Raw genomic sequence first — 13,334 nt, 5'->3', positions numbered from 1 at the left:
TTGAAGCATTTCAATCGGTTTTTTAGTTAAATTTATATTCAAAAAAAATAATAGATTTTATTAATTTTGTGAAAAACCTCCACAAATGAAAAAAACACTTTCTTTATTTATCCTTTTATTATTTCTTGTCATTTCTTGTAAAAAGGATCAAGTAGATGCAACCAATACCAAAACCTTTCAGTCAAGTATTAACGATATGGCATCGAGCTTGACGACTATTAAGCAAATAAAATTTAACGAAGCCTTATATATCCTCAAGACATTTGGTGTAGAAGCAGAGGGTGATGCTAATGAATTGAAAGCATTGGGACAACTTCTAAATGGGAAAAAAGTTCCGGAAATTTTTGCATTGGCCAATCAGGTCGCTCAAAAAAATGGCATAGACTGGAGCAGTAATGGACCGCCATCTCTGGGAGAAATGAATATTTTTGGAGACGAAACAGCAACAGAAGCTGATCCAAATGATGTAAAAGCTAATTCTTTAAATATCATCACGAAAAATACTTCCGTAGACAGTATTTCAGGTGTAAAAGCCATACAGATTATTCCTCGTTTGTTGGACAGAACCGGAAAACCTATTGTTTTTGAAGGAGCAGGTTTGGAAACAACCCTTCAAATATCCAGCAACGGCGTAAAATTACTTACCAATAAAAATCTAATGCAGGATAATAATTTCAAAGGATTTAATCTTAAATTCTCTTCACTTCCTGCAAATAAAGTTGTTGATAATAAAATTGATATTACCGTTTCGGTAAAAACTACTGCTAAAACATATAAAATGTCAAAAATAGGATTTGTCGTAAATCCAAAAGCAATGGTTGCTCCAGTTGTACAACAGGAACAAAATACCTCAACAGAGACTGCAACAGAAAATACAGAAGAAAATCAGCCACAAGATCAGGCTACAGATCCGAATACTACAGAAACGACAACTCCTGTAGTAAAAAAAGATCCTAAAGCAACGGTATCAAAATTTTTAAATAATCTTAGCGCTCAAAACTTAAAAGCAGCTTATGAAACTTCTGCAAATCCGAATTGGGGTTCATACGAAAATTTCTCCAATCCTACTTCCGGGTTTGGAGCTGTAAAGAATCTGAACGTTAAAAATATTACTACAAAAAATAATAACGACAATACTGCAACGGTTTCGGCAACTTATGATGTAACTGATAAAAATGGAAAAACGACATCTCTTGTTGTAAATTTCGGACTGAAAAATGTAAATGGAGAGTGGAAAATTTCAAGTTACAAAATAAACTAAACAATCCATAACCAAGAAGTAACCCACAAAATGGCATCACCCGAACTTATAAAAAAACTGGAAGAAACCATTCAAAACATTCCGGATTTTCCACAAGCTGGAATTCAATTCAAAGATATTTCTCCAATTTTTCTATATCCGAAATTGTATGAAGAAGTGATTGAAGATCTTGCAAACTTCAGCAGAGGAAAAATAGATGCCGTTTGCGGAATTGAAAGTCGTGGATTTCTTTTTGGAATTGCGATAGCTGTTGCTTTGGAAGTTCCTTTTATTTTGGTACGGAAAAAAGGAAAATTACCTCCTCCGTTTATTGGTCAGAAATACGATCTTGAATACGGAACTTCCGAAATAGAAATGAAAGAAGGACAATTGAAAGAAGGACAAAGAGTTCTGATCCACGATGATCTTCTTGCAACCGGAGGAACTACGGAAGCTGCTGCAAAACTAATTGAAAAGCAAGGCGGAATTGTCTCTCAATTCAGTTTTCTGATAGGATTGAAGTTTCTGGATGGTGAAGAAAGGCTTCAGAAATTCGGTGCAGAAGTGTACAATATTCTGAAATATTAGAATAATTCGGCAATATTCTTAAGTTTCGGTATTTAGAATTTTGTAAATCATTAGGAAACAATTAAATTTGCACTTCAATTTTAAACGCTATGGCAAAAAATCAAAATAAAGAATTAGAAGGAAAAGAAACGGTAGAAGTTTTCAAAGACTTGGATCAGTCTGCCCTTAATACGGAACGTTTTATTGAAAAGCATTCAAAAACACTAATAGGCGTTTTTGCGGTTCTTGTATTAGGTATTTTAGGATATTTTGCATATCAGCAATATGTGGTAAATCCTAAAAATGAAGAAGCTACAAAAAGTTATTTAGCTGCTCAGAAATATTTTTCCGAAGGTAAAGACAAAGAAGCATTAGGAGGAAAATCTGCCGCTAATCCTGGTTATCTTGGTACATTCAATGAATATTCAGGAACTGATGTTGGAAAACTTTCTGCTTATAATGCAGGTTTACTGAAATTCAAAGAAGGAAAATATCAGGAAGCGTATGATCTTTTGGATAAATTTTCTTCCGACAACAAAATTCTTATGGCTATGAAGTATGGAGCAATGTCAGATTGTCAAAGTAATTTAAATAAAAATGAAGACGCTCTTGCTAGTTTAGAAAAAGCTATTTCTGCATCAGATGATCCTTATACTTCCTATTATTTTACTAAAAAAGCAGGACTTCTTTCACTGGCTTTGAAAAAAAATGCTGACGCTAAAAAATATTTTTCAAGCATTGATGAAAAATATCAGGACTATGACAATGGAATGAGTGATGCATACATTGAAATGACCAAATATTACTAAAAATGGCTACTGTAAATCTTTCTGATTACAAACCACTGAATATAGCAAATGCCGATGAATTCAACATCGGCATTGTGTTTTCTGAGTGGAACGATTTTATAACACATAACCTTCGTGATGCTTGTGTAGAAATTTTAGAAAAGGAAGGCGTAAAATCTGAAAATATAAAACTTTTCCAAGTTCCTGGTGCATTCGAACTTTGCTATGCTTCTATGCAGCTTTGTAAAGAAAATAAATATGATGCGGTAATTGCTATAGGCTGTGTAATCCGTGGAGAAACTCCACATTTTGATTATGTATGTTCTGCCGTTGCACAAGGGATTAAAGATTGTAACGTACTTACCAATGTCCCTACTATTTTTTGTGTGCTTACTGATGATACAAAAGAGCAATCTATTGCAAGAAGCGGAGGAAATCTTGGAAATAAAGGAGTGGAAGCTGCGGTTAGTGCTTTACAAATGATTCATTTCAAAAAAAATCTTTCTTCCAAAAAGGGAAGCATTGGCTTTGGAAAACCCTAAATTCAATTTAAAATGAAAGCTATTCTAAACAAAACAAAACCATTCTTGTATGTCGGTATATTTTACCTCTTGGTTTCTTTTATTTTGAGAATAATTTTTATTTTTCATCCAATAACTACTTCTCATTTCAGCATTTCAGAAATTCTGAAAATAGTATCAGTAGGAATACTGAATGATATTTTTGTTTTTTCATTAGCAAGTTCTTTGCTTGCTCTATATTTTTTATTTCTTTCAGATTCCAAATACAAGAAACCTTACGGATATATTGTTTTTGCAGGTTTCATTTTGCTTTTCCTTTATATATGGTTGGTTCCCAATAATATTTTGAAGCAATACGGTGGTTCGGCAACGGAAGTAGGATTATCCTTTGTAGGATTGAAAACCCTGCTGTTTGGATTGCTGCTTTTTTTACCTTCAAAAAGGATACAGATTAGAAATATCCTTTATTTCATTACACTATTTTTATATGTGTTACTCATTATTTTCAATGCAGTAAGCGAATATTTCTTTTGGAATGAATTCGGAGTACGCTACAACTTCATAGCTGTTGATTATTTGATTTATACCAATGAAGTTATCGGAAATATTATGGAAAGTTATCCCATTATTCCGTTATTTTCAGTGATTTTCATTTTAACGGCTTTAGTAGCCTATTTTATTTTTAAACGAACAAAAAATGAGCTTTTAGAATTGCCTGATTTTTTTCAAAAAATTTGGCTTCTTGTTTCTTTTATTGTCATTTGCGGAATTTCAGTTTTCGGAATAGAAAAATTATCGGATGCCAAATCTCCCGATATATTTGCTGAAGAAATCCAATCAAACGGACTTCCAAAATTCTATAAAGCCTTTACAAATAACGAGCTGGATTTTTTTAAATTCTATCCCACTCTTCCTCAAAAAACGGCGGAAGCTATTTTTCTCAAAAATCTTAGCGCTCCACAATTAAGTCATCAAATCACCTCATCTTCCCCAGAACTTAAAAAAAATGTTGTTTTAATTTCTATCGAAAGTCTTTCAGCTGATTTTCTGGAACATTTTGGAAATACACAAAAAATTACTCCTTTTTTGGACAGTCTTGCTGAAAAATCTTTGCTGTTCACCAATATATATGCTACCGGAAACCGTACTGTAAGAGGATTGGAAGCATTAACGCTTTGTATACCACCAACTGCCGGAGAAAGCATTATTAAACGAAATAACAATAAAAATAAATTTACGACAGGAAGTGTTTTTAAATCCAAAGGCTACGATGTAAAATATTTATACGGAGGATACAGCTATTTCGATAATATGGAAGATTTCTTTTCGGGAAATGGATATGAAATTGTTGATAGAAATAATTTTAAACCTGAGGAAATCACGTTTGCAAATGTGTGGGGAGTTTGCGATGAAGATATGGCAAAAAAAGCCATCCAAGTAATGAATGGTGAAGCAAAATCCGGAAAACCTTTTTTCAACCATTGGATGACGGTCTCCAATCATCGTCCTTTTACTTATCCGGAAGGAAAAATTGATATTTCAGGGAAATCAAAATCCCGAGAAGGAGGTGTAAAATATACGGATTATGCTCTAAAGAGATTTTTCGAAATGGCAAAAAAACAAGACTGGTACAAAAATACGGTATTTGTGATTGTAGCCGATCATTGTGCTTCAAGCGCCGGAAAAACAGAGCTTCCGATGGATAAATACCGAATCCCGGCAATGATTTTTTCCGAAGGATTTGTTGCGCCTCAGAAATTGGATACGCTGATGTCACAAATTGATATAATGCCTACCGTTTTCGGTTTACTGAATTTTAATTATACTTCCAAATTTTTGGGTCAGGATGTTTTTAAAGATAATTTTCAGCCAAGAGCTTACATTGCAACTTATCAGGATTTAGGACTTGTAAAGGATGGATATCTTACAGTGATCTCTCCTCCCCAAAAAATAAAACAATATTCTCTAACTCTACAGAAAGACGCTTTACCTGCCAATGCGATCAATATTTATTACAAAGAAAATCTTGTAAAAAAACCGGATGTTTCTTTAGTAAATGAAACCATTTCTGCTTATCAGGCAACTTCTTTTTGGCTGAAGAAAAACCAACTCAATCGTTAGAGAATATTGATAAACTATTTTTATCCATAATTTTGGATGGCATCCAAAAGATGATTTTTGATTTCTTTTGTTAGATTTTCAGGTTCTGAAACTACTACTTCTTTGCCATAAGATAAGATCTCCTGAATAAAATCGTAGGTAGGATGAAGATACAATTCAAAAAATATTTCTTTATCCGTTTTTTTCAAAACAGATTGGGAGTGATGGAGCGGAAAGCTCTTAATATATTCTCCTTGTTGTTTGGTACATTTCAATACAATTCTCTGAGGGCTTTGTTCGGAAAGATTCATCACTCCAAAAGCATATTTAAAATGCTCTTTGAAATTATACTTATATTTTTCCCTGAATTTTCCACTGCTTACATCAAGAAACTGCATTCTGTCTAATCCGAAAGATTTAAGCATTTTATCTTTGGTATCAATAGCTATAAGATACCATCTGCTTTGAGATTCCTTCAAAGCCAACGGATGAACTTTTCTTGCAGAAATAAGATGATTCTGATAATTATAATACTCAAATGTCACTATTCTTTTGTTGCGGATAGCAAAAAACAGATCGTAAAAATTTTCTAAACCTGTCGGCTTTCTGGACTCAAAAAAAATAAATTCCGAAAAATCCGGGTGGAGATTCAGGGCACTGCTTATCTGGAACGATTCCAACAATTTCTGGTTGTATTCGTCCACTTCCATTACGGGTCTGCTTTCTATGTAATAGCAATTGTCACCTTTCTTTTTATTGTGAATGTTGAGATTGAAAAGACTTGAAATTTCCTTGATATCTCTCTGCAAAGTACGGATGGAATAGCTTGTAATTCCTGCATCCTGAAATTCAAAAGAATTGAGCAGGTACTCTTCCAATTGTTTGTACGTTGCCGGTGAGCTTTCCAACCTTTTGATAATGAGTGCATATCTTGTAAGATAAAAGTCCTTTTTCATTTGCTATTTGTTCGTTTTTTATTTGAAACAAAGATAAAGTCTTAAGGCGACAAAACGTGTCGTGTTTTATTTTTGTGGATAAGTTTTGGTTTTGCAAAATTTATTTCTTTTTTGCAGAAAATTATATAAACAACCCCGGGGCAAGCCCACGAGGTATTAGTGGAACTTATTTTTTAGTTTGATGAAAAACCATCCGTTTTTCAAACTTTTCCTCTTTTACCCCGAGGCAAGCCTCGAGGAATTCTTTGGATTAAAAAGCAGCCCGAAAGCTGCTTTAATCTATTGTCCGTAATCTATAAAAGAATCCTTGTCAATAAACATCTGGAAAGTAGTATCTGTGATTTCTATTTTCAGAATAGGACTATCGTCTATGGTAAAAACAGTTTTGCCATTATGGGTAGTTTCTGTAAATTGTTTGCCTGTAAAGTATTTTTTACAATTGTTTTTAAACCTGAAAATGGAACTGTAAATTCTAAAAACAAATTATCCAAATATTCTGTATCTCCACCAAATATGCTTTCTACTCCATATTTAAAATCAAACTTTAGATTTTTAATATCTGATCTTTTTGAGTTTTCTTTTTTGGTATCTCTTTCATAAGAAACAATTCCGCTCCAAATAGGCATTGGATTAGCATATTTTTCTTTGAATACTTTAATAATAGTAACTATTAATTCATTCAAAGAACTTTTATATAATAATTCTTCTAATTTCTCTTCTTTTTCAAAATTTTCTTGAGTATTAGGATCATATATTTCTTGATCCAATGCCGTTAGTCTGTATTTTTTTGGAATAACATAATACAGTATTTCTAAATCTTTTTCTGTTATCATAATTTATAATTTTTTATAGTGAATATATTCAAATCTATTTTTGTATTTCATTAACTCCTTTATGTATTCATCTGCTACATCCAAAGAATTACTAAATACATTAGCACCTTTTTTATCTGCGATAGCTTTTACAACTGCCTTTTGAATATTCCTTAATTCCGATGCGCTTAGTTTCTCACCTAAATTTCGTAATACGAATACACTTCCATCTGTTCCCGCTACGGCACGCAATTCTTTTAAACCTTTAAACATAAATAACCTAATATCACCTGTACTCAAACTATTTCCTCTTGGGTGGTTATGGGTTACAATAGCATCTACTAATTTTTTTTCATATTCAGCAATAATATCAACAAACTTTCTTCCATCTGAAAAGGTAATATTCTCACTCGCTTCCTTTACCACTTTCTTTATTTTATTAATATCCCATTTGCTTGGAAAGAATGTGTGAGTGTCTTTTTTCAAAACCCATTTTCCCATTCTTTCTATCTAAAAGAATAAAAGCAACCAAAAGGTTGCCTTTAAATTAAAATGCTTTCCAATCTTTCATCAGGTCTATGACTTCTTGTAGAGGCATTTCTAAGTTTTGATAAGAAGTAGAGCTATCTGCAATAAAATAAGCCGTGTCTTTATCACATTTAAAATCTCCACACATATAGCCTATCTGCATAAACATAAGATCATCATTTGCTTCTAACCAAGTTTTGCTGCCGTTTCTTACAGATTCTAGCAAATCTATAATTTCCTGAATATTATCTCGAAAACGAAACTGTCCAATAAATAAAGATAATAATAAGTATTTATCATTTGTTGACTTTACAACTTGAAAATCATTATCTACTATCTTAAATTCTACTTTACTCATTTTATAAATTTTTAAAGGTTATATATGCCGTTCTAACTTCTCTTGTTTTGGGATCAATGTACATTTCAATTTTAATTCCTGACTTGGTTTTCCCAATATATCTATTTCCTTCTCGTTCTAAAATATTCTCACTCGCTTCCTGTACTACTTTCTTTATTTTATTAATATCCCATTTGCTAGGAAAGAAAGTATGAGTGTCTTTTTTCAAAACCCATTTTCCCATTTCTTCTATCCAATACTCTATTTTCGCTAAACGTACAGTTTCTCCTGTAGGTAATACTTTTGTCCCAAGGTTTTCTGCAATTCTTACCAGTTTATTATTTAGCTTATTTAGAATATGAAAACCTCCCACTGTTGGACTATAGTTAAATCCACTTTCCGCCGCTTTTCCTCCCTTGCTTGCAAGATACTCATATTCTTCTACCAGATTATCGGCTTTATATTTTTTTATCCGGATGTGTCCGTCTTCTATATGCTCTTCAAATCTTCTGCCTATGATAAAAATTCTTTCCAGCAAATCATCTAAGTATTTAATGGCATCATCTTTACCCATATTCTTTAGCTTTTTAGCAAGAGCTTCCACTTCTTTTTTACTCCCTCTAAAAACTGTAAAACCTTTATATTCCAATCTGGTTATAAAGTTTCCATACGGAACATTCATTGGGGCTGCAGTCGATCGGAAACCATCCAGTTTAGGTTTCAATCCAAGATTGCCTAAAGTTTCTGAAGTTTCTTTACTAAAGCCTAATCCTAGGAATTCTTTGGCTTTAGACAACTTATACTGTGCGCTCAAAAACCATTTCTCCAGCTCATCCCAAACTTTCTTTAAGAAGTTTTTAAAGGTTTTCCGCTCTTTAGAGAATAAAAAAGCAGTCCGAAGACTGCCTTACTATTTAGCTCATAAATACTTTCCACTCTTTCATTAAGTCTATGACTTCTTGTAGAGGCATTTCTAAGTTTTGATAATCTTTTTCATCTGCTATAAAATAGGCAGTATTCTTATCGCATTTAAAATCTCCACAACCATATCCAATTTGCATGAACATAAGATCATCATTTGCTTCTAACCATGTTTTACTCCCGCTTCTTACAGATTCTAGCAAATCTATAATTTCCTGAATGTTGTCTGGAAAACGAAATTGTCCAACGAATAACGATAATAATAAGTATTTATCATCTGTTGCTATTGGACCTGCAATTTCTTTTCCATCTAATAAGCTGTTTGTTTTAAAGTTTATCTTGTTCATTTGTAAAATCAAAATGCTTTCCAATCTTTCATTAAGTCAATAACTTCTTGCAAAGGCATTTCTAAATCTTGATAGATGGGATTATCTGCAAAAAAATAAGCTACGTCTTTATCACACTTTAGATGACCACAATCATATCCTACATACAAGAACATTTCGTCATAAGGTTCTATTGCTTCTTTCCATGTTTTACTCCCGCTTCTTACAGATTCTAACAAATCTATAGTTTCTTGAGCATCCCAAGAATACCTTTTTTGCTCAATAAATAATGCCAACAGCAAATATTTTTTATCAGTAGGCTCTGCTATTCTAAAGTTACCTTCTATTTTCTTTAATTCTATTTTTTTCATTTCTTTTTAATTTAAAATTCAAAAACAATGTATGCCGTTTTAACCTCTCTAGTCGCTTCATCTATATAAAATTCTATTAATATTCCATTTTTCGTTTGTCCAATAAATTTATTACCTTTTGATTTAATAATATTTTCACTCGCTTCCTGTACTACTTTTTTTATTTTATTAATATCCCATTTACTTGGGAAAAATGTATGAGTGTCTGGTTTTAATTTCCATTTTCCCATCTCATCAATCCAGTATTCTATTTTTGTAAGACGTACTGTTTCTCCTGTTGGGAGTACTTTTGTACCAAGGTTTTCTGCAATTCTTACCAGTTTGTTATTCAGTTTAGACAGTATATGAAATCCTGAAGGAACTCCGCTATAATTATATCCAGTCTCCGCTGCTTTTCCTCCTTTGCTTGCAAGATATTCATATTCTTCGACCAGATTATCGGCTTTATATTTTTTTATCCGGATATGCCCATCTTCTATATGCTGTTCAAATCTTCTGCCTATGATAAAAATTCTTTCCAGCAAATCATCTAAGTATTTAACGGCATCATCTTTACCCATATTCTTTAGCTTTTTAGCAAGAGCTTCCACTTCTTTTTTACTCCCTCTAAAAACCGTAAAACCTTTATATTCCAACCTTGTTATAAAGTTTCCATAAGGAAGAAAGGCTCCAAATCCGGTCTGCCTGAAACCAAGTTTAGGCTTTAATCCAAGGTTACCCAATGTCCCCGCTGTTTCTTTACTAAAGCCTAATCCTAGGAATTCTTTGGCTTTAGACAACTTATACTGTGCACTCAAAAACCATTTCTCCAGCTCATCCCAAACTTTCTTTAAGAAATTCCAAAAATTCTTGACAATTAAACCTTTTTTGAAAAAGAAAAAAGCAGCCCGAAGACTGCTTTAAAGTTATTCTATCTCGTAGTTAATTTTGCCATCAGAAAAATATCCTTTAAATATGTTTAAAGCTTCATTTGTCACAACAATATTTACCTCCCCTACATCTTCATATGTTTTTTTAAAGTTTGCAATTTTTCTAACGAATTTATTTCACTTCCTTCCATATATAATGATTTGAGAACAGATAAAATATTCATGTTTGGATTAGCATTTTTTTTAATAATAATTTTTTTCATTTATTTTATTAACCATTCAACAATTACTTTTTTATTTGTTTTCTCTATAACAATATTAGTAGGTTTAACATCTTTACATAATGTTGTAATTAACATTTTCGTCTTCAAGTTCTTGTATAATAGCATTAAATTCTGACATTTTACAATCTATAACAATTTGGTCATCTTTTTCATAAGCCTTCATGTATTCACTAACTTCTTGTAATGAATGTATAATATCTCTGTCTCTAAACAACGAAAGAACTTTCAAAAGAATAAGACCTTTATTTTCACTTCTTTTAATTAAAATTTTTTTCATAATATAATTTATTTTTTAACCCAATACATTTTTACCTTATTTTCTGTAATAACAATGTCGACCGGTTTATATTTGTTATCCAAAGATTTAACTATTGCTTTACCAGCAGGAGTTGAATATGCTGCCTCAACAGCATTATTTGAAACGTTATATACTTTCATAAATTCTTTAAAATTAGTACCTAAAGAACCCGATCCATAACTTGCTTCAATTTTTTCAAACCCTATCTTATCTAATAATTTATACATCGCTGTTGAAACATCTTGCTGTTGTATAGAAACTTCAAACATGTTAAATAAGATACCTTCCTCAGAGATAGTGGATATACCTTGCCATAGTTTTTCTCCCGATTTATTTATAAGATAATGGGTGATTTCTTTTACTCCATCTTTTGCAATAGTAAAGCTATGGCTAAACTTATAGCCTAATTTCAAAAATTTAAATCCTTGAGAATTAATATAGTCATCTAAAGATTTTTCTAATAAATCATCCAAATACTTAATTGCAGCCTCTTCACCCATTTCTTCCAGTTCTTTGGCAAAAGCAGCAACCTGTTTTTTGCTACCCCTAAAAACTGTAAAACCTTTATATTCCAATCTGGTTATGAAGTTTCCATACGGAACATTCATTGGGGCTGCAGTCGATCGGAAACCATCAAGTTTAGGTTTCAATCCAAGATTGCCTAAAGTTTCTGAAGTTTCTTTACTAAAGCCTAATCCCAGAAATTCTTTGGCTTTGGAAAGTTTATACCTTGCGCTCAAAAACCATTTTTCCAGCTCATCCCAAACTTTCTTCAAAAAGTCCCAAAATGCTTTGCCACCTTTTGAAAAGATTTCCAGCAAAGCACTTATTGCTTTGTATGCCTGGTCTTTTCCATATTTTGCTGTAGCCGAAAGTGCTGCTCCTACTTCCTTGTTTACTGCTCCTATAATCTCGGCAATCTTACCCAGTTTAGCGGCTTTCAAAACCTGTGTAAAAGGTATAAAAAAACTCGCAATAAAAGCAACTCCACTTCCCGCAACATAAGAAACCCTTACCCAGTCGTAATCTTCCTTATTGTGGGTTTTGCAGAAATCCAACAGCCGGTTATACATTTCCTTAACCGCTGCCTTAAGATTTTCCTTAAAATGTCCTCCAAACAGGAAATCATAGATATTATCTAATGTTTCCATTGCTGCCCGAAAATCCTGAGCTGCATTAAAAGGAGCTTCCAGTATTTCCCCTGCAAATTTTAACAGCGAAGATACAAAATCTACAATACCATTCCACAGCCCACATCTATAAGCAACCCACATTTGTGTTGCTCCGGCCATAAGATCAACAACCGTATTATTACCAAGCTGATAAAAGGTTTCTATCTCTTGGGTAATAAAATCGTTATAATCTCTTATAAAATGCTTTATAGCTGCTGAATATTCTTTAATATACTTTTCTAATGTATTGGGAATAATATCCTGTAAGTCCAACCCTTTTTTATCTTCAAAAAGTTTGTCAATATCATTAATAAGATCTTCAGAAATGGTGATTTTTTTGATAAGATTATCTTTATCAAAAAAGTAATCTTCGCTTTGAGTATCCCAAAAATCATCAGATATATTAAGATAATCCAAACCATTTCCTATTTTTTTGCACACCCATCCTAAGGCTTTTGCAGGTGCGGAAACACCCATCATTACATATTTGATGAAGATGAAAAAACCTTCTTCAATTGCGCTATTTTCTATATAGCCCTTTTTCATGAGTTCTTCTACAACGTCTTGGTTGATGTCTGCATATTTGCTTACCGTCTTCATGATTTCGTTATTGAAAAGGTTGCTTTTCAGATTTCCTTTTTCATCGGTAAATTGTTTTCGCACTTTTTCTGACATTCTTCCATAAAGTATACCTTCGGTCAGTATATCTTTATCTGACTCTAAAAATAGGATGACTTCATCATCTGCTGGCTTTACCACCTCATAACATTCTTTCACTTTGTTTCCGTCTGTAGAAACAAACAGCAAAAGCTTGAAGGCAAGTACATCTTGTCCGTCTCCATAAATTCCGTTGTGGTTATTATCGAAATAATAATCGTAGACATTAAACGTATACCCATTTTTATCAATATCTTCAGTAATGCTGGTATTTCCTTTCTGAACTGTTTTACCATCTACAAAGTATTTGGATGCAATATCTTTTGGGGTTTGATTAGTCAGTTTCATCGTGACCAACGGACTCACATTGTTCATTCCTCTTATGGTTTCACCGAGCTGCATGGTTTGTGCCGCATCTTTTACTTTCATAAAATCCTGAAAACCGCCATATCCCATTTGTTGCATCATGGAGGGATTGTCCAGTGGAATATGGTTGTGAAAATCCGCCAGAAGTTCTTGCTTTGTAATCTCGTCAAAGTCTTCTATTTCTTTTAAATATTCTTCGTAAGTCATAATTTTTTATTTTA

The 13,334-nt window shown here is 32.7% G+C and carries 15 protein-coding genes; 5 read left to right on the top strand and 10 right to left on the bottom strand.

The genetic code is table 11. From position 1 onward, the window contains the following. Positions 1–85 precede the first annotated feature (85 nt). From AC2A1C_RS05455 to AC2A1C_RS05435, 5 genes are all read left to right on the top strand, one after another. Positions 86–1,261, top strand: a complete 1,176-nt coding sequence (locus AC2A1C_RS05455; RefSeq protein ID WP_484024147.1) for a hypothetical protein — start codon at positions 86–88, stop codon at positions 1,259–1,261. Positions 1,262–1,291: 30 nt separating this feature from the next. Then, positions 1,292–1,828, top strand: coding sequence for an adenine phosphoribosyltransferase (locus tag AC2A1C_RS05450; RefSeq protein WP_484024145.1), 537 nt, complete (start codon positions 1,292–1,294; stop codon positions 1,826–1,828). Between the two features lie 89 nt (positions 1,829–1,917). After that, positions 1,918–2,616, top strand: coding sequence for a YfgM family protein (locus tag AC2A1C_RS05445; RefSeq protein WP_484024143.1), 699 nt, complete (start codon positions 1,918–1,920; stop codon positions 2,614–2,616). A gap of 2 nt (positions 2,617–2,618) precedes the next feature. Beyond that, entirely contained in the window at positions 2,619–3,137 is a 519-nt protein-coding gene (gene ribH, locus AC2A1C_RS05440; RefSeq protein WP_484024142.1) for a 6,7-dimethyl-8-ribityllumazine synthase, read from the top strand. 12 nt (positions 3,138–3,149) lie between these two features. Then, entirely contained in the window at positions 3,150–5,237 is a 2,088-nt protein-coding gene (locus AC2A1C_RS05435) for an LTA synthase family protein (protein WP_484024140.1), read from the top strand. Between the two features lie 20 nt (positions 5,238–5,257). Here the strand turns inward: AC2A1C_RS05435 and AC2A1C_RS05430 are convergent, their stop codons facing one another. The 10 genes from AC2A1C_RS05430 to AC2A1C_RS05385 all read right to left on the bottom strand — a co-directional run bounded on the left by AC2A1C_RS05430 (position 5,258) and on the right by AC2A1C_RS05385 (position 13,320). Next, a complete protein-coding gene (locus tag AC2A1C_RS05430) occupies positions 5,258–6,172 on the bottom strand; it encodes a helix-turn-helix transcriptional regulator (RefSeq protein ID WP_484024139.1) in 915 nt (304 codons plus the stop codon). Positions 6,173–6,540: 368 nt separating this feature from the next. After that, entirely contained in the window at positions 6,541–7,005 is a 465-nt protein-coding gene (locus AC2A1C_RS05425; RefSeq protein ID WP_484024138.1) for a hypothetical protein, read from the bottom strand. Positions 7,006–7,008: 3 nt separating this feature from the next. Then, the gene (locus AC2A1C_RS05420; RefSeq protein WP_484024137.1) at positions 7,009–7,485 is read right to left on the bottom strand and encodes a hypothetical protein; all 477 of its coding nucleotides are present in this window, start codon (positions 7,483–7,485) and stop codon (positions 7,009–7,011) included. A gap of 46 nt (positions 7,486–7,531) precedes the next feature. Beyond that, positions 7,532–7,870 carry a hypothetical protein gene (locus AC2A1C_RS05415; protein WP_484024136.1) on the bottom strand — a complete coding sequence of 113 codons (339 nt, stop codon included), beginning with the start codon at positions 7,868–7,870 and terminating at the stop codon, positions 7,532–7,534. Between the two features lies 1 nt (position 7,871). Then, positions 7,872–8,663, bottom strand: a complete 792-nt coding sequence (locus AC2A1C_RS05410) for an EndoU domain-containing protein (RefSeq protein ID WP_484024134.1) — start codon at positions 8,661–8,663, stop codon at positions 7,872–7,874. Positions 8,664–8,763: 100 nt separating this feature from the next. Continuing rightward, a complete protein-coding gene (locus AC2A1C_RS05405; RefSeq protein ID WP_484024133.1) occupies positions 8,764–9,117 on the bottom strand; it encodes a hypothetical protein in 354 nt (117 codons plus the stop codon). A gap of 8 nt (positions 9,118–9,125) precedes the next feature. Continuing rightward, positions 9,126–9,467: a hypothetical protein gene (locus tag AC2A1C_RS05400; protein WP_484024132.1), complete on the bottom strand. Its 342-nt coding sequence runs from the start codon at positions 9,465–9,467 to the stop codon at positions 9,126–9,128. Between the two features lie 11 nt (positions 9,468–9,478). After that, a complete protein-coding gene (locus AC2A1C_RS05395; protein WP_484024131.1) occupies positions 9,479–10,264 on the bottom strand; it encodes an EndoU domain-containing protein in 786 nt (261 codons plus the stop codon). A gap of 408 nt (positions 10,265–10,672) precedes the next feature. Continuing rightward, positions 10,673–10,897, bottom strand: coding sequence for a hypothetical protein (locus AC2A1C_RS05390; RefSeq protein WP_484024129.1), 225 nt, complete (start codon positions 10,895–10,897; stop codon positions 10,673–10,675). 8 nt (positions 10,898–10,905) lie between these two features. Then, complete coding sequence (locus AC2A1C_RS05385) at positions 10,906–13,320, bottom strand: zincin-like metallopeptidase toxin domain-containing protein (protein ID WP_484024128.1); 2,415 nt, start codon at positions 13,318–13,320, stop codon at positions 10,906–10,908. Positions 13,321–13,334 lie beyond the last annotated feature (14 nt).

This window comes from Chryseobacterium sp. HNCC26DJ241 (assembly GCF_057180505.1).
This window is presented reverse-complemented; position numbering and strand designations above follow the sequence as displayed.